The 16,862-nt window shown below is 70.0% G+C and carries 13 protein-coding genes, 2 tRNA genes and 1 pseudogene; 8 read left to right on the top strand and 8 right to left on the bottom strand.

All coding sequences use genetic code 11. The features are described from left to right. Positions 1–144 precede the first annotated feature (144 nt). Positions 145–1,614: an aminopeptidase P family protein gene (locus ACZ4N4_RS13925; RefSeq protein WP_467588024.1), complete on the bottom strand. Its 1,470-nt coding sequence runs from the start codon at positions 1,612–1,614 to the stop codon at positions 145–147. A 111-nt stretch (positions 1,615–1,725) separates the two neighbouring features. After that, the gene (locus tag ACZ4N4_RS13920) at positions 1,726–3,105 is read right to left on the bottom strand and encodes a PP2C family protein-serine/threonine phosphatase (RefSeq protein ID WP_467588022.1); all 1,380 of its coding nucleotides are present in this window, start codon (positions 3,103–3,105) and stop codon (positions 1,726–1,728) included. Positions 3,106–3,718: 613 nt separating this feature from the next. Here ACZ4N4_RS13920 and ACZ4N4_RS13915 point away from each other — a divergent pair. Continuing rightward, complete coding sequence (locus ACZ4N4_RS13915) at positions 3,719–4,393, top strand: bifunctional DNA primase/polymerase (protein ID WP_467588019.1); 675 nt, start codon at positions 3,719–3,721, stop codon at positions 4,391–4,393. 54 nt (positions 4,394–4,447) lie between these two features. Continuing rightward, positions 4,448–4,993, top strand: a pseudogene (locus tag ACZ4N4_RS13910) (hypothetical protein); the annotation flags it as partial. Between the two features lie 395 nt (positions 4,994–5,388). On the opposite strand, the gene ACZ4N4_RS13905 reads toward ACZ4N4_RS13910, so the two are convergent. The 3 genes from ACZ4N4_RS13905 to ACZ4N4_RS13895 form a co-directional block, all read right to left on the bottom strand. After that, a complete protein-coding gene (locus tag ACZ4N4_RS13905) occupies positions 5,389–6,378 on the bottom strand; it encodes a DUF5926 family protein (RefSeq protein WP_467588016.1) in 990 nt (329 codons plus the stop codon). A 125-nt stretch (positions 6,379–6,503) separates the two neighbouring features. Further along, a complete protein-coding gene (locus ACZ4N4_RS13900) occupies positions 6,504–7,142 on the bottom strand; it encodes an ATP-binding protein (protein WP_453568322.1) in 639 nt (212 codons plus the stop codon). 216 nt (positions 7,143–7,358) lie between these two features. Beyond that, a complete protein-coding gene (locus tag ACZ4N4_RS13895; RefSeq protein ID WP_467588013.1) occupies positions 7,359–8,186 on the bottom strand; it encodes a glycerophosphodiester phosphodiesterase in 828 nt (275 codons plus the stop codon). A gap of 258 nt (positions 8,187–8,444) precedes the next feature. On the opposite strand from ACZ4N4_RS13895, the gene ACZ4N4_RS13890 reads away from it, so the two are divergent. Further along, positions 8,445–9,929 carry a S1C family serine protease gene (locus ACZ4N4_RS13890; RefSeq protein ID WP_467588010.1) on the top strand — a complete coding sequence of 495 codons (1,485 nt, stop codon included), beginning with the start codon at positions 8,445–8,447 and terminating at the stop codon, positions 9,927–9,929. Between the two features lie 56 nt (positions 9,930–9,985). Continuing rightward, a tRNA-Ser gene (locus ACZ4N4_RS13885) sits at positions 9,986–10,078 on the top strand. A gap of 352 nt (positions 10,079–10,430) precedes the next feature. Here the strand turns inward: ACZ4N4_RS13885 and ACZ4N4_RS13880 are convergent. Together ACZ4N4_RS13880 and ACZ4N4_RS13875 are read right to left on the bottom strand one after the other, a co-directional pair. Continuing rightward, the gene (locus ACZ4N4_RS13880; RefSeq protein ID WP_467588007.1) at positions 10,431–10,844 is read right to left on the bottom strand and encodes a hypothetical protein; all 414 of its coding nucleotides are present in this window, start codon (positions 10,842–10,844) and stop codon (positions 10,431–10,433) included. 16 nt (positions 10,845–10,860) lie between these two features. Then, a complete protein-coding gene (locus ACZ4N4_RS13875; protein WP_467588004.1) occupies positions 10,861–11,022 on the bottom strand; it encodes a hypothetical protein in 162 nt (53 codons plus the stop codon). Positions 11,023–11,552: 530 nt separating this feature from the next. Between ACZ4N4_RS13875 and ACZ4N4_RS13870 the strand changes: the two genes are divergently transcribed. Next, positions 11,553–11,639: transfer RNA gene (locus ACZ4N4_RS13870), tRNA-Ser, on the top strand. Positions 11,640–11,893: 254 nt separating this feature from the next. Here the strand turns inward: ACZ4N4_RS13870 and ACZ4N4_RS13865 are convergent. Then, positions 11,894–12,775, bottom strand: coding sequence for a helix-turn-helix domain-containing protein (locus ACZ4N4_RS13865; protein ID WP_467588001.1), 882 nt, complete (start codon positions 12,773–12,775; stop codon positions 11,894–11,896). A 269-nt stretch (positions 12,776–13,044) separates the two neighbouring features. On the opposite strand from ACZ4N4_RS13865, the gene ACZ4N4_RS13860 reads away from it, so the two are divergent. From ACZ4N4_RS13860 to ACZ4N4_RS13850, 3 genes are all read left to right on the top strand, one after another. Beyond that, positions 13,045–14,109 (top strand): ketopantoate reductase family protein, encoded by a 1,065-nt coding sequence (locus ACZ4N4_RS13860; protein WP_467589092.1) that lies wholly within the window; start codon positions 13,045–13,047, stop codon positions 14,107–14,109. A 381-nt stretch (positions 14,110–14,490) separates the two neighbouring features. Next, the gene (locus tag ACZ4N4_RS13855; RefSeq protein WP_467589089.1) at positions 14,491–15,474 is read left to right on the top strand and encodes an aldo/keto reductase; all 984 of its coding nucleotides are present in this window, start codon (positions 14,491–14,493) and stop codon (positions 15,472–15,474) included. A gap of 292 nt (positions 15,475–15,766) precedes the next feature. After that, positions 15,767–16,609: an MBL fold metallo-hydrolase gene (locus ACZ4N4_RS13850; protein WP_467587999.1), complete on the top strand. Its 843-nt coding sequence runs from the start codon at positions 15,767–15,769 to the stop codon at positions 16,607–16,609. Positions 16,610–16,862: the final 253 nt, after the last annotated feature.

Genomic DNA, 16,862 nt, shown 5'->3' with positions numbered 1-16,862 from the left:
ACCCCCGTTGACTGGACCTACCCAGGGCGCGGGGCTGCCTCGATGTGCGGCCACCGCCGCGCAGGCGCGACCAGCTCCCACGAACCCGCAGAACACAACAATGGCCGGGCACCCACCCAGGTACCCGGCCATTCACCTCGTACGTCAGCTCTTGAGCGAACCCATCCACGCCTCGACCTCGTCCGACCGCCGGGGCAGCCCCGCGGAGAGGTTCCGGTTCCCGTCGGCCGTCACGAGGATGTCGTCCTCGATCCGCACCCCGATCCCCCGGTACCCCTCCGGAACGGTCAGGTCGTCGGCCTGGAAGTACAGCCCCGGCTCGACGGTCAGCACCATCCCCGGCTCCAGGACGCCCTCCACGTACGTCTCGGTCCGCGCGGCGGCGCAGTCGTGGACGTCGAGGCCGAGCATGTGCCCCGTCCCGTGCAGCGTCCACCGGCGCTGCAGCCCGAGCTCCAGCACCCGCTCCACCGGACCCTCGACGAGCCCCCACTCGACGAGCCGCTCGGCCAGCACCCGCTGCGCGGCATCGTGGAAGTCGCGGTACTTGGCGCCCGGCTGCACCGCCGCGATGCCGGCCTCCTGGGCGTCGTACACCGCGTCGTAGACCTTCTTCTGCAGCTCGCTGTACGTGCCGTTGATCGGCAGCGTGCGCGTGACGTCGGCGGTGTAGAGGCTGTGCGTCTCCACGCCGGCGTCGAGGAGGAGCAGGTCGCCCGAGCGCACCGGGCCGTCGTTGCGGACCCAGTGCAGGGTGCAGGCGTGCGGGCCGGCGGCGCAGATCGAGCCGTAGCCGATGTCGTTGCCCTCCACGCGCGCGCGGAGGAAGAACGTGCCCTCGATGTAGCGCTCGGACGTGGCCTCGGCCTTGTCGAGGACCTTCACCACGTCCTCGAAGCCGCGGACCGTGGAGTCGACGGCCTTCTGCAGCTCGCCGACCTCCCAGTCGTCCTTGACCAGCCGTGCCTCGGAGAGGAAGACGCGCAGCTCCTCGTCGCGCTCGGCCGTGACCTTGTCGGTCAGCGCGGCTTCGATGCCGGCGTCGTACCCGCGCACGACCCGCACCGGGCCGGTGGCCTCGCGCAGCTTGTCGGCGAGTTCGCGGACGTCGGCGGCGGGGATGCCGTAGAGCGCCTCGGACTCGGACAGGGAGTGGCGGCGGCCCACCCACAGCTCGCCCTGCCCGGAGAGCCAGAACTCGCCGTTCTCGCGGTCGGAGCGGGGCAGCAGGTAGACGGTGGCCACGTGGCCGTCGTCCTTCGGCTCCAGGACGAGTACGCCGTCCTCCGTCTGGTCGCCGGTGAGATAGACGTATTCGACCGACGCCCGGAACGGGTAGTCCGTGTCGTTCGATCGGGTCTTCAGGTTGCCGGCCGGGATCACCAGGCGGTCGCCCGGGAAACGGGCGGACAGCTCGGCGCGGCGGCGGGCGGTGTGCTCGGCCTGCTCGACGGGGGTCAGGTCGCGCAGCTCCGTGTCGGCCCAGCCGGACTTCATGTTCTCGGCGAGCTCGTCGGACACGCCCGGGTACAGGCCGTTCTTACGCTGCTTGATCGGCTCTTCCGACTCGGTCTCCGGGGTCTCCGGAGTTTCCGGGTTGAGCTCGTCGGCCACGGTCATCCTCCTAGACACTGCACTGGATCCCGTCCATCGTACGGTCGTACCGAACGGTGCCCCAGGGCCGGACGACTCTTGACCGGGTGACCTGCCTTTTTGACTGACCGATCAGTCAAAACGGGCCGCGAGCAGCACCACGTCCTCTTCACAGCCGGCCGAGTCCAGCCCGTCGGGCAGCACCGTGCGCAGCACATGGTCGGCGATCGCCCCGGGGTCGTGGCGCAGCGCGCGCGGGATGCTCGCGGCGGCCGTGTGCAGCCGGGCGAAGGCGCGGTCCATGGGGTCACCGGTGCGGTGCAGCAGCCCGTCCGTGTAGAAGAGCACGGTTTCCCCGGCCTCGGCCTCGATCTCCACGCTGGGCGCCTCCCAGCAGGCCAGCATCCCGAGCGGCGCGGAGACCGACGTCTCGGCGAACTCGGTGCGGCGCGCCCCGATCAGCAGCGGCGGGCTGTGTCCGGCCCCGGCCAGGGTGACCTTGCGCAGCGCGGGCTCGCAGTAGGCGAACAGGGCGGTGGCGGCGCGGGCCGGTTCGGTCAGCCGCAGCAGCAGTTCGAGATCGGAGAGGACCGCGACCGGGTCCTCGCCCTCCATCACGGCGTACGCCCGCAGGGAGGCCCGCAGCCGGCCCATGGCGGCCACCGCGCTGGGCCCGGAGCCGGTGACCGAGCCCACCGAGAGGCCGAGGGCGGCGTCGGGCAGCGGCAGTGCGTCGTACCAGTCGCCGCCGCCGCGCGGGCCGGTGCGGTGCCGGGCGGCGAGCTGCACACCGGCCACCCGGGGCAGCCTGGAGGGGAGCAGCTCCTCGGCGATGGTCGCCATGCACGCGCGCGTGCGCTCGACTTCCAGCAGCCGGGCCAGATGCTCGGCGGCGAACCGGACGTACAGGCCGACGAGGTGGCGCTGGCGCTCGTTCGGCTCGGCCGGCCCGTCGTACAGCCACAGGACCGCGCCCAGGCGGGCGGCGGCGTCGGTGGTCAGGGGGAGCGCGTAGCTGGCGGCGTAACCGAGGCGGGCGGCGACCTCGCGGTGCCGGGGGTCGAGGCCGTCCTCGGCGAACAGATCGGGGTGGACCATCTCGGTGCCGGTGTTGTACGGCAGCGCGCAGGCCGGGATCGTCTCCAGGTGGCCGAGGTCCGCGCGGCCGAGTCCGAGGCCGAGCGTGCTGTGCGGGCCGAGACCGTCGGCGGGCTCCAGCGCCACGAGTCCGCGCCGGGCGCCCACCAGGGCGGCACCGGCGCGCAGCAGTTCCTGGAGGGCGGGCTCCAGTCCGCCGGTGCGGGCGAGCCGTTCGGTCAGTTCATGGAGGGTGGTGAGGTCGGAGACCCAGCCGGCCAGCCGGTCCTGGAGGACGGTGCCGGGCGCCGGTGCGGCGGGGGCCTTCGGGACGGAAGGTGCGCCCGGGGCGGGGGGAACCGGTGCGACAGTGTGTGCGGGCGTGGGGACCGTTGAATCGATTCCAGCCACTTTCGGAGGGTGCGGGGCGCTCATCGTGTCCGGCTTTCAGACCTGCGCGTATTGCTCAAAAGCATCGCAAACCCCCATGTCTTTCTGCGCCGCTAGCAGTGTCTCCACATGTACACGCACTCGTGAGGGGATGTCCAGCATTGTCCTGCCGGGATTCCTGGTGTCCATGGGTCTTCCGGTGACTTCTCCCGGACGGCTTGCACAAAAGCAAAGTTGGCTTAAAACTGACTCGGGTAACGGTTCATTGCGGTCGACTGGCCTTGCTCCACGGAGCGTCACAGCGGTCGTGATGGGTACGTACTCGGAGAAGGCCAGGGGTGGTTGGGGATCACCCGGAACCTGGCGACGGACCCGGGCGTCTTAACCACCGACGACCGTGCCCCATCCTCCCGTGGCGGCGGCGGAGAGAAACACTCGGAACGGCAAAACGCCAGACTTCGCCACCCCCATGCCGTGGCCGTGCTTTTGATAGACGCAGTATTGGATGCGGGCGCGGCCCCCGGCTCGACCCCTTGGGGTTCCCCTTGCCAGTGCAGGGGTGTGATGCGCCAACAGGTACGCACAGTGAAGTGATCGACACATGATGTGATGTGGTCCACGGTGTTGCCAGCGGTGCAACGGAAAGGAACGAGCGCTCATGCGCGAGATCCTCGGAAGGCGACGCAGGCTCCTGTCCAGGCGGAAAGACAAGGGGCCTGAGTTTCTCGGCGCGGCCCTGACCTTCGCGACGGAATGGCAGTGGCCCGTACTCCCGGGCGTGGCTCCGGACCCACAGGGCCGGGCCCGCTGTGCCTGTCCCGACCCCGAGTGCACGGTGCCGGGTGCGCACCCCTTCGACCCCGGTCTGCTCGCCGCCACCACCGACGAGCGCATGGTGCGCTGGTGGTGGGGCAACCGGCCGGCCGCGCCGATCATCCTGGCCACCGGTGCCGCCGGCGGCACGGCACCCTGCGCGGTCAGTCTGCCCGCCCTCGCCGCCTCCCATGCCCTCACTCTTCTCGACCGCCGCGGCATGCGCCTCGGTCCGGTGGTCGCGGCGCCCACCCGCTGGGCGCTGCTCGTCAAGCCGTACACCATGGAGCAGCTGGGCGAGCTGCTGTACGCCAAGGACTTCGTCCCGGGCTCGCTCCGCTTCCACGGGGAGGGCGGCTATCTCGCCCTGCCCCCCTCCGAGACCGGCCAGGGTGCGATCCGCTGGGAGCGCGCCCCGCTGCCCGGCTCGGCCAAGCCCTGGGTGCCCGATGTGGAGGCCGTGGTGGACGCCGTGGTCGACGCCCTCACCCGTACGGGTGTGAGCGCACCCGAGTTGTAAGGGTGTCGGGCGCGAGAACGCGGCTTCTCGTGCCTCGCTGGTTATCTTCCGCACATGCTGCGTAATTCTGGGGGGCAACCCCCAGGCCCCCGACTACGTCTGCTCGCCCTCGCGGGCGTCATGGTGTGCGCGGTCGCGCTGCCGTTGACCGTGGCGTCCGCGGGTCAGGTGGGCGACGCCGCCGGACACCCCGCCGGGAGCGACGACGAGAAGCTGCCGGCCCCCGTCCGGTCCCCCATGGTGCTCGGCCTGGGCCTGGCCACGGCCGCCCGCTGCGGTCCCGAACTCACCTCCCCCGGCGGAGTGGAGGCGCAGACCTGCGTGATGACCCAGGGCGCGGACACCTGGGCGCGCACCTACTACCGCAACGCCACCGGGGCGGACCTGGAGTCCGTGCTGAGCCTGATGGGCCCGCACGGCCGCAGCGTGCAGACGCACTGTGCCGCGGACGCCGGCGACGAGCCCGCCACCTGTGAGACGCCCCGGGAGCACACGCGGGGCGCGCTGGACGCCTACACGGCCGTCTCGGAGTTCGCGGCGCGTGACGACGACGGACCGTTGCTGCTGCGCAGTGCCAGCAACTCCGCGGGCGACACCGGAGACGGCTCGGGGAATGACGCCGGGAGCGATGCCGGCAGTGATGCCGAGGATGGCTTCGGGAGCCGTCCCGGGAGTGACGCCGGGCGGGCGGCCGCGGGCTCGTCCGGCAGCAACTCCGGTGCGGCCAACCGGAGTTGACGTATCGCTACGGTCCGTACACCGGACGCCGGCATGGGCGCAGTCATGAAAAGGCCCGGTTGCTGGCGACGGGGGATGCACCAGCAACCGGGCTACTGAGACGGTAACAAGAGATCGGCGGTTCGCAAATTCGATCTCGGCTATTCGGACACGTATTTGCTTGCCACGTAGGGAAGTTGTGACCGGAGTCACCCGAGTCAACGGGTCCGGAGCGGCTGACCGGTCGGTCAGCCGCGTCCCTCCGCCCGCCTTGATCGTCAGCTGAGCGTGACCTGCCGGTTGGTCAGCCCGCCGCGGGCCCGGCGCTCGTCCGCCGTGAGCGGTGCTTCCGAGGCCAGAGCGGTCGCGAGCCGCTCCGCGAACTCGGCGGCCGGCTTCTCCACGTCCTCCGCGCCGACCCCGCTCGGCAGGTCCCAGACCGGCACGGTGAGACCGTGGGCGCGGAAGGAACCGACCAGCCGGGTCCCCTCGCCGAGGCTGGACCTGCCCGCCGCGTGCAGCCGCGCGAGAGCGTCCAGAAGCTGCTCCTCGGGATACGGCATGACCCACCGCAGATGGTTCTTGTCCGGCGTCTCGCACCAGTAGGCGGAGTCGACACCGGTCAGCTTCACCGTCGGGATGGCGGCCGCGTTGGCCCGCTCCAGGGAGGCGGTCACCTCGGCGGTGGCGTTCTCCGCGTCCTGCACCCAGAACTCGAAGCCCTCGTGCACGACCGGCGCGAACGGGCCCTCGGGGTCGAGCAGATCCTGCAGCCGAGGGCTGTCGGCGGGGGCGCGGCGGCCCTGCACCGGGGTGCCCGGTTCGGCGGCGAGGGCGCGCTGGAGGGTGTCCGCGAGGTCGCGGCTGATGTCGCCGGACGCCGTGTCGTTCTGGAGGCCGAGGAGGACGGTGCCGTCCTCGCGGCGCAGCGCCGGCCAGGCCATCGGCAGCACGGTCGCGAGCGTGACCGAGGGGACGCCCTCGGGCAGGCCGTCCTTCAGGGTCAGCTCGACCGTGGCGGCGGGGACCAGCTCGCGCAGTGCCACCCAGTCGCCCTCGCCGGCCAGCCCCTCGAACGGGCGGTGCACCAGCTCGGTCGCCGCGTGTGCGGCCGCCCGGCCGTGGCACGCCTTGTAGCGCCGGCCGCTGCCGCAGGGGCAGGGTTCCCGGGCACCGACAACCGGAAAGTCTCCATCAGCGCTTCCGGCCCGTGCCGCATCGCTGAGCTGCGGCCGCGTGGCCTTTGTCTGGGGTCGCTTCTTGGCCATCTGGGTGTCTCCCGGTTACGGCTCGTCTCGTACTGGCGGGAGCCTAGCCGTTCACACCCCGAGCCACGGGTACCTGCGGACAGAGCCGCGGCACCGGGCACCGCCGGACGGGTCGGTACGGCCGGTCAGTCCATGTCCTCGAATGCGTCGGCGAAGTCCGGACCGGCCGTCTCCGGGGCAGCGGGCGCCATGACGCGCGTAGCGAACGTGTCCCGTTGGGTCCTGACGTCCGGATCGCTCACGCCCTTGTGGACCACGACCCAGACCGTCACCTCGCCCCGGGCGTCGTCCCGGACCCCCCAGTCGTCCGCCAGGGCCGTGATGATGTTCAGCCCGCGGCCGCCGTGCGCCGTGACCGACGGGGTCATGGGAGCCGGGCGGGTCGGTCCGCCGCCGTCCGTCACCTCGACGATCAGCCGGCCGCGCGAGTCCACCCGCCAGGCGGCCCGGACGTCGCCGTCCCCGGCCAGCGCGTCCCCCAAGGGGCGGCCGTGCTTGCACGCATTGCTCAAAAGTTCGGAAAGGATTAGTACGGCATCGTCGATGACCGATTCCGATACGCCACCGGTGCGCAACTGATCGCGCATGCGGTGCCTCGCCTTCCCCACGCCCGCAGGGCCATGGGGTACGGCCATGCTCGACGACGTGGGCACCTCCTGTGCCACCACCAACGCCACCCCCGAGACCTCCTTTGCCCCACGCCACGGTGTGGATGCCCCATCGGCCTGAACCGGAAACCGGCCAATGAATGTCCGGTGACGCACTCGCAACGAACGAATACGGACCGAACGCGCCGGAGCACACCCTGTGACGGGCTCGTCGCCATCCCCCCGGATATGGCTTCGTGTGGCTTGATTTCGATGGTGTGGCCGATACGTGAGAATGGTGTGAGTGGGCTGTGGGGTCAAGGGGTGCGGCGATTACTTACGCGACTCTTTATCTGAGCCTCGATCAGCAGGACGGGACCCGGGTCGTCGGACTCATCGTCCGAGCCGCCGCAGCACCGCCGCCGGCCGGTTGGTGATGACCGCGTCGACACCGAGCTCCAGGCACAGATCCACGTCCTCCGGCTCGTTCACCGTCCAGACGTGCACCTGGTGGCCGTTCCGCTTCAGCCGCTCGATGTAGGTGGGGTGGTTGCGCACGATCCGGATCGAGGGTCCGGCGATCCGCACCCCGGCCGGCAACCGGCCGTCGCGCAGCCGGGGCGAGAGGAACTGCAGCAGATAGACCGTGGGCAGCGTCGGCGAGGCCGCCCGCACCCGGTGCAGCGACCGCGCGGAGAAGCTCATGACCCGCACCTGCGACTCGGCCGCCGTGGCCGGGGCGTCCAGGCCGAACCGCTTCAGCAGGTGCATCAGCCGCTCCTCGACCTGCCCCGCCCACCGTGTGGGGTGCTTGGTCTCGATCGCCAGCTCCACCCGCCGCCCGGCGTCCGCGACCAGCTCCAGCAACCGTTCCAGGGTGAGTACGGCGGTGTCCGCGCGGTCCTCCGGCCGGAACTCCCATTCGGGCTCCTCGTCCCGCCCCCGCCAGGCCGGGCCCTTCTTCCAGGAACCGAAGTCCAGGGCGGCCAGGTCCGCGAGCTCCAGGGCCGACACCGCTCCGCGACCGTTGGACGTCCGGTTGACGCGGCGGTCGTGGACGCAGACCAGATGGCCGTCCGCGGTCAGCCTCACGTCGCACTCCAGGGCGTCGGCGCCGTCCTCGATGGCCTTTTTGTAGGCGGCGAGCGTGTGCTCGGGGGCGTCCTCGGAGGCCCCGCGGTGGGCGACGACCTGGATGCGATGCTGTGGTGCGTGGGTCACCGCGACATGGTGCCACCGTGCGGGCGTACGTGGGGGCACCCCCCGATGCCAGCAAAGGGAACTTTTGTCGGACAAGCCCTATATAAAGGTTGTCGGTGTACCCACAGCCACCGCTTATGGTGCTCTGACGGCCTGTGGGAAAAGCTGACGGCATACAAAAGCACGTGTACAGCTGAATCGCGCCGGACCGACAGCAAGCGTGAAAGAGCGTGACCGAGTGCGACCGAGAAGAAAAGCCGTGGACCGAGGAGAGAAGCTGTGAGCACCGAGAACGAGGGCAACCCGGTACCTCCGGCCCCGTCCGCACCTCCCGTGCCGCCGACGTCTCCCGCTGCCTCGCCGCAGGCAGCCGCGTCCGACGGCGGGGAAGCGCCGACCACCCCGATCCCGTCGGCGCCCCAGGGCGCGCCCGCGGGTGACCCTTACGCCGCCCCGCAGGCCCCCGAGGGCTCCTGGCCGCCCCCGCCCCCCGTGACCCCTTCCTACGCGGACGCCGGCGCGGGTGCGGCCCCCGGGTCGGCCGCCGGCGTCGGCTGGGGCTCTTCGTACGATCAGCAGCACCAGCAGTACCAGCAACACCAGCCGTTCCAGCAGCCGCAGCACGCGCCGAAGAAGGGCAGCGGGCGTGGCGGTCTGATCGCCGCCGTCCTGGTGGCCGCGCTGGTCGCGGGCGGCCTCGGCGGCGGCCTCGGCTACACGCTGGCCAAGAACAACGACGACATGGGCTCCACGACCGTCTCCGCCTCCTCCGACGGCGGCGCCACCCAGGTCAAGCGCGCGGCCGGCACCATCGCGGCGGTCGCCGGCAAGGCGCTGCCCAGCACGGTCACCATCGAGGCCGAGTCGACCAGCGGCGAGGGCGGCACCGGCACCGGGTTCGTCTTCGACACCCAGGGCCACATCATCACCAACAACCACGTGGTCGCGGATGCCCTCGACGGCGGCAAGCTGACCGCGACCTTCCCGGACGGCAAGAAGTACAACGCCGAGGTGGTCGGCCACGCGCAGGGCTACGACGTCGCGGTCATCAAGCTCAAGAACCCGCCGTCGGACCTCAAGCCGCTGGCCCTCGGCAACTCCGACAACGTGGCGGTCGGCGACGAGACGATCGCGATCGGCGCCCCCTTCGGCCTGTCCAACACGGTCACCACGGGCATCATCAGCGCCAAGAACCGCCCGGTGGCCTCCAGCGACGGCAGCTCCACCAGCAAGGCGTCCTACATGAGCGCCCTGCAGACCGACGCCTCCATCAACCCGGGCAACTCCGGCGGCCCGCTGATGGACGCCTCCGGCGCGGTGATCGGCATCAACTCCGCGATCCAGTCCGCTTCCAGCGGCGGCCTGGGCAGCACCGGGCAGTCGGGCTCGATCGGCCTGGGCTTCGCGATCCCGATCAACCAGGCCAAGTACGTGGCCCAGCAGCTGATCAAGACCGGCAAGCCGGTCTACGCGAAGATCGGCGCGTCGGTGTCCCTGGAGGACAGCAGCGACGGCGCGCAGATCACCGACTCCGGCTCGGGCGGCTCGGCCGCGGTCGAGTCGGGTGGCCCCGCCGACAAGGCCGGCCTCAAGCCCGGCGACGTCATCACCAAGCTCGACGACTCGGTGATCGACAGCGGCCCCACCCTGATCGGCGAGATCTGGACGCACAAGCCCGGCGACAAGGTCCAGGTCACCTACAAGCGGGGCGGCTCGGAACACACGGTCGAGATGACCCTGGGCTCCCGCGTGGGCGACAACTGACCCGCACACGCGCCTGCCGACCGGTTACTTTGTTCCCCGCGTCGATCTCGGTCGACGCGGGGTGGGTTGCCCGAGCGGCCTGAGGGAACGGTCTTGAAAACCGTCGTGGCAGCGATGTCACCGTGGGTTCACATCCCACCGCCTCCGCGCAGGCCAGCGTAGGTGCTGGTCAGAAGGGGTGTCCCTTGATGAGGGGCGCCCCTTCTGTATGGGGTCTGTCTCACCATGGGGTCTGTCTCACCTTGATCCGGCTCCGGCACGTTGTGGATCAATGCGTGTGGACCAGGCGTGGAAGGGGAAAGCCCCCGCCCTCCGGCTCGTTCCGGACGGCGGGGGCCTCGGGTGCCCATGCGATCAGTTGTTGTTCTTCATGGTGGAGCCGGTTCCTCCCGGCTCCTTCGGCGCCCAGCTGGGAGCTTGGGTGGCGTCCTTGAAATCGGTCGACTTCATCAGAACCCGCCAGTCCTCCTTGCCCGCATCGCCGTCGAGCCGAACGGTGAACTATCTGACCTGGTGGGTGCCATGGAAGTACAGGACCACGACTTGGCGTTCTGAACCGTCGTCATAGAAATCGCCTGTCACTTTGCCGCGTGCGCCGGCTCCGAAGCCCTTGATCCAGTTCTCGGCGGTCTTCTGGGCTACCGCATCGCTGCTGTCGCTGGTCGCCAGCTTGCGGAGCTCAGCCGTCTTGCCGTCGGCGATGTCCCACACGAGCTCCTGCATCACCAGCAACGAGCCGGTGGAGGGGTAGCCGGCCACGTGCAACGGCTCGTGGCCGGCGTACGCCTGCTCGTAGGACGCGCCGGGCCCTCTGGCATCAGCAGAGCTGCTGTCGAGAACAGCACATCCAGACGTCAGCAACACTGCTGCTGCCATCCATCCGGCCGCTGCACGGCTCTGCTTCAACCTGGGCATCTCACGTTCCTTGCTTCTAGCGGGTCTTGGGCCTGACGATCGTGACCTTCTCGATGGGGATGGCTCCGGTGGCGTCGGGAACGTCTGTGGAGGCGTGCGCTGTTCCTGTGACGGCGCCGGCGGCGGTGAGGGCGAGCACTGCTGCGCCGGTGACCGTACGGCCGAGCTTGTTGCGCAAGAGTCGGGTTCCTTCCCCCTGTGACGGGTCTCAGCCGCCCGTTGGTCGGGTCGGTGCGGCCTTCCGGACACGTTGACTACGAGGATGGAGAGACGGATGCGCAGGTTCCCAGTTGGCCGGTTTCGAGCGGTAGCCGAGCCGGAGCACCTGGGTGAAAGGCGGAGGCGTCACCTCTCCTCAGCAGGTGGGAAAGCGGCTCGACTCGCGGTGCCGGCCGAAGCGCTGGGAGTTGTTGCCCGGAGTCGGGATGGGGCCACTGCGGTTCGGGGGAGTACTACCGCGACCGCCTGCCGCTGGAAGGTGCCTCAGCCGCGGATCAATCGCCAAGGCCGTAGTAGTGCGCGTGCTGCTGCTACAGAAGGACTGAGCACCAAGCTTCTATGCCTAGGCGGAGCTGCCGACCGATTGCTGATCGGAGCGTGGTCCCGGCAGCGGGACAGAGCCGGTGGACCCTGAGTGGACCACAACCCCCACGAGACATCCGAGGCCGGTACGCTGTACCCGCTCCGCCCCTGGTGGACGGGGCAAGAGGTGGGTTGCCCGAGCGGCCTAAGGGAACGGTCTTGAAAACCGTCGTGGCAGCGATGTCACCGTGGGTTCAAATCCCACACCCACCGCGCAGGTGAACGGCCTCTGACCAGGTAGATCGGTCAGGGGCCGTTCTCTTGCCCGCTGTCCGCCGGTGCCCGTGGCTCCCCGCTGCATCCCGGCCCGACGGGCACGGGAGGGGCACTGCTCAATCAGAAGGCGCTTCGCCTTGGCCACGGGCTCGTTGGTGTCTGCAGGCTCGGGTTCCTCGGGCGCGCCTGGCTTCGACGATCCGAGCGAGCCGTCGGTGTACTCGTCGTGGAACTCCGGGCCCTCCTGGGCTTCAGGTGAGGCGTCCGTGGAGGCCAGGCTCCGGCTGCTCCTGGGTGGCGGCCCAGGTGGACAGGAGGCGCAGCGCGTCAGCACTGGGGGTCTCGGGAACGGCCGAGTAGATCACGAGCGTGAGGGTGGGGTCAGAGGCCAGAGACATGGTTTCGCAGTTCAGTTCCAGGTCTCCGACGGCCGGATGGTGGAACTTCTTGGCGCTGGCACGGTGTTGGCGGACGTTGTGGTCGGCCCAGCGCTTCCGAAAGATCTCGCTGCGGGTGGACAGTTCCCCGATGAGGTCGGTGAGGTCCTTGTCGTAAGGGTTTCGGCCGGCTTCCCCGCGGAGCATCGCGGCGACGTCGTCGGCGGCCTTGTCCCAGGCGGGGAGGAACACGCGAGCGGCCGACTCGAGGTAGATGAACCTGGCGAGGTTGGCCGGGCGACGCGGGGTGTCGAGCAGGGGGGCGTACAGGGCGCGGCCCAGGTGGTTGGTGGCCAGCAGGTCATGGCGGTCGTTGTGGATGAAGGCGGGTGCATCGCTGATGGCGTCCAGCATGTGCTGCAAGGCGGGTCGTAGGCGCCTGGAGGAGCCGCGGCGGTGGGTCGCGGCGGGGGCGGGGGCGCGGCGGGCCAGGTCGTACAGGTACTGGCGTTCGTCATCGTCGAGGTGCAGGGCGCGGGCCACGCCGTCCAGGACGTTGTCAGAGGCCCCCGAGAGGTTTCCCCGTTCCAGCCGCACGTAGTAGTCGACCGAGACGCCGGCCAGCATCGCGACTTCTTCGCGGCGCAGCCCTTTGACCCGCCTGTAGCCGCCGTAGACGGGCAGCCCAGCCTGCTCAGGGGTGATGCGGGCCCGGCGAGAGGCGAGGAACTCCTTGATCTCGGCACGGTCGTCCATGGTGTCCACGGTAGGCGCGGGTCCTGGGATGAGGCAGGTACTGGCATTACCTGGAAGACCAGGCACTGTCACCGGTCGACGACACATTGTTCACTGGGGATGGCCATTCAGGACCTCTGAGGCGACCTGCGGCGCCGACAGGATCGGTGCCGTCTTCCATCCTGCGTGGCGAGGCGTGACGACCATCTCCAACACTCGAGAAAGCGATCATGAAACACACCACTCCGGGAGGCTTGGACGTCTCCCGTATCGGCCTGGGCGCGGCGGACATGTCGACACCCGTCGGCACGCGATACATCATCATCGGAGCGGGGGCGATCGGCGGAGCGATCGGGGCGCGCCTGGCTGGTGCCGGGCATGAGGTGGTCCTCGTCGCGCGGGGCGCGCACTACGCGGCGATGAAGGCGGACGGGTTGCGCTTCCGGGCCCCGGACGGCGAACGCGTCCACCGGCTTCCCGTCGTTGAAGGCCCGGACGCACTGGGCGCGTTGCGTACGGACGACGTGCTCGTGCTGACCGTCAAGACACAGGACTGCGAGGTTGCCCTGGATATCTGGGGCGCGGCACGGGTGGCGGGCGGCGGCACTGCTGGGGAACGGCTGCCGGTGGTGTGCGCGCAGAACGGCGTCGAGAGCCAGCGGATGGCTCTGCGCCGCTTCCGCCGTGTGTACGGCGTGTGCGTCTGGCTGCCCTCCGTCTTCGTCGAGCCGGGGGTCGTCTCGGCGCCGGGCGCCCCGCTCACCGGCGTTCTGCACATCGGGCGTTACCCCCACGGCGTTGATGACACTGTCCGCCGGATCGCCGCCGACCTGGAGACCGCCTGCTTCGAGGCCCCGGTGGTTGCCGACGTGTCGCGCTGGCAATACGCCAAGTTGCTGGGCAACCTCGCCAACGCCATCAACGCATTGAGTTGGCCGGTCGCAGGGGAGGAGGCGGGGCGGCTGTACGAGCGGGTACGTGCGGAGGGTGAGTCGGTCCTCAGGGCCGCAGGAATCCCCCATGCCAGCGGGCAAGAACAGCAGGCGGCGCACGGCGACAAGGTGCGTTGGGCTGGAGTGGGCGGTGGCTCGTCTTGGCAGTCCCTCACCCGTGGCACGGGAACGATCGAGGCCGACTACCTCAACGGTGAGATCGTTCTGTTGGGTCGGCTGTACGGCGTCCCGACCCCGCTGAACGAGCTGCTGCAACGGCTGGCCACCACTTTCGCGCGTGAGCGGCGGCCGGCTGGGTCGCTGCCGGAGGCGGAGCTGGTGCGGCTGGCGCACGAGGTGGTGGCCGCGGCCGATGCCGGGGGTGTCGCGTTTGGCCAGGAGGATCACGCGGGGCGTTCCTAGGTTTGGTCACGGGCGATCCGTGCAGGCGGTGGAGCCCTCTGGCGCTTTCACATTGCCGGAGTGCAGGCGGGCAGGCTGGCCCGCCCTGGGGTGATGCGGGCCAGACGGAAGGCCGGGAACGGGTGGGGGAGGCCCCTCGAGGACGAGGCAGGTACTGGCGTTACCTGGAAGACCAGGCACTGCCACCGGCTGGCGTCACGACGTTCACTGGGTACGGCGTTCGGGACAGCCGGCGCCACCCGGGCCGCCTGCTCCAGGTGAGCCGTCCGGGCGCCGAAGGCGACGGGAAAAGGCAGCGCTTCGGCGCCCACACCTTCGGTGACCTCGTCCGCCCCGAGTCGCGAGCAGCGACGACCACCGCAAAGATTCGAGAAGGCGATCATGAAGCACACCACTTTGGGGGATCTGGAAGTCTCCCGTATCGGCCTGGGCACGATGGGCATGTCGTCCTATTACAGCGGCGCTGGAAGCGACGATGCCGAGTCCGTTCGCACCATTCAGCGGGCGGTCGACTTGGGTGTCACGCTGATCGACACCGCCGAAGTCTACGGACCGTACGTCAATGAGGAACTTGTCGGCAGGGCGCTCACGGCCCGTCGTGACGAGGTCGTGCTGGCGACCAAGTTCGGTTTGATCTCGCACGCGGACGCGGAAGGCGGCGTGCACGTCCTCGACAGCAGCCCGGCCAACATCCGCGCCGCGGTCGAAGGATCCCTCAAGCGGCTCGGGACCGGCCACATCGACCTGTACTACCAGCACCGCATCGACCCGGACACGCCGGTCGAGGACGTGGCGGGCACGGTCGCAGAGCTGGTGCAGGAGGGCAAGGTTCGGTATTTCGGCCTGTCCGAGGCCGGCCCCGAGACGATCCGCCGGGCCCACGCCGTGCACCCGGTGGCGGCGGTCCAGTCGTCGTACTCGCTGTGGAACCGTGAGGCCGAGGAGCGGGTGCTGCCCGCGCTGCGCGAGCTCGGTATCGGCTTCGTGCCGTACTCTCCGCTCGGCCACGGCTTCCTCACCGGCACACTCCGCTCTCCCGAGCGGTTCGACGAAGGCGACTGGCGGCGCACCAGCCCGCGCTTTATGGGCGAGAACTTCCAGCGAAACCTGGCCCTCGCCGACGAGGTGCGGGCCATCGCCGACGAGGTCGGGTCCACACCGGCTCAGGTCGCGCTGGCCTGGCTGCTGGCCAAGGGCGAGCAGATCGTCCCGATCCCCGGCACCAAGCGAGTCGCTCGCGTGGAGGAGAACTCGGCCGCCGACACGATCGAGCTGACCGCTGAGCAGCTGGCCAAGCTCGACCGCCTGCCCCCGGCCGCCGGCTCGGACGAAAACGAGGAGGCGAGGCAGCGGATCGAGCGCTGACGCGCTCCGTCCCCAGCCACGGCGGCTGTGACGGTCGGCCGTGGGCTACCCCAGTCGTGGGGCATCCCACCGACCGCCCGGATCGAGGCCCCAGTGCTGTGCAGACGGGTGGAAGACCGCCTGGGTCTTCTGGACGCGGCTGCAGACGGCCGCGCCGGGTGAAGTCGAGCCCCAGCCGAAGCGAAGTTACTGTGGGGAAAGCGGATCCCAGGACGGGGTCGGCGGTCGCGGGGCCAGCGCCTCGTCCAGCCGGCTCCCCCGTCATCGCCAGCCCGAGAACGCGGGAGTCGTCATGACCGCACTCGCCTACTCCGTGTACGTCGCTCCGTCCAAGCCCGCGGTGTCCGACGACCTTCCGCCAGGCGAAGACCGGCGAATGTGGTCGCCCACGGCGTCGACACTCATCTGCGGCGAGCGCGACGCGGTTCTGGTCGATCCATTGATGACCCTGGACGAATCACGCCGCCTGGCCGACTGGACGACTGAACAGGGCAAGAACGTGACCACGGTCTTCGTCACCCACGCACACGGCGACCACTTCTTCGGGGCACCCGCGCTGCTCGACCGCTTCCCGCAGGCCCGTCTGGTCGCCGCGGCGGACGTGGCCGCGCACGCTGGGGCCCAGTGGGAACCCCCTTGGTTCGACGGGTTCTGGCAGCCTCGCTTCCCGGACCAGATCTCCGACCGGCACATGATCCCCGAGCCGCTGCCCGACGGCCGGATCGAGCTGGAAGGTGAGGAACTTCGCGCGATCGAACTCGGACACACCGACACCGACGGCACAAGCGCACTGCACGCGCCCTCCATCGGACTGGTGGTCGCCGGCGACTCCGTCTACGGCGACGTCCACCTGTACCTCGGCGAGTCGAAAGGAAACGGCACACAGGACTGGCTCGACGCCCTGAACGTCCTCGAGGAGCTCCAGCCGGTCGCCGTAGTGGCCGGACACAAACGTGACGGCGACCCGGACAGCCCCGACGACATCGGCCGGACTCGCCGCTACATCGAGGACTTCACCGCTGCTACCCAGCAGGCCCACGACCAGGTGGACCTCTACGAGACGATGGTCGGCATGTACCCCGACCGCCTGAACCGCGGCGTGCTGTGGAACTCGGCGAGGATCGCCCTGCCCTGACCGGACGGCGTCTCGCGATGTCCGGTCGCGGGGGGATTCGCGGCGGGCGGTGAGGGGTTCGCCGGACGGTAATGGCCGGGGCTTCGCTGTTGAGGGCGCCGCGCAGCGGCGTCCGGCGGCTGGTCACCTTTCCCTTCCTGGTCGCTTGAGGCACGACGTCGGAGCCGTGATCTGTGGGGCTCGCGCCGACGCGGCCGGCTGAAATCGCGGAGCCGCTCCTCCGGGTGGGAGGGGGCGGCCGGAGGCGCCGTCG

This window comes from Streptomyces sp. NPDC026538 (genome assembly GCF_055567535.1).
The sequence above is the reverse complement of the archived record's forward strand: the minus strand, read 5'-3'. Positions and strand labels throughout refer to the sequence as shown.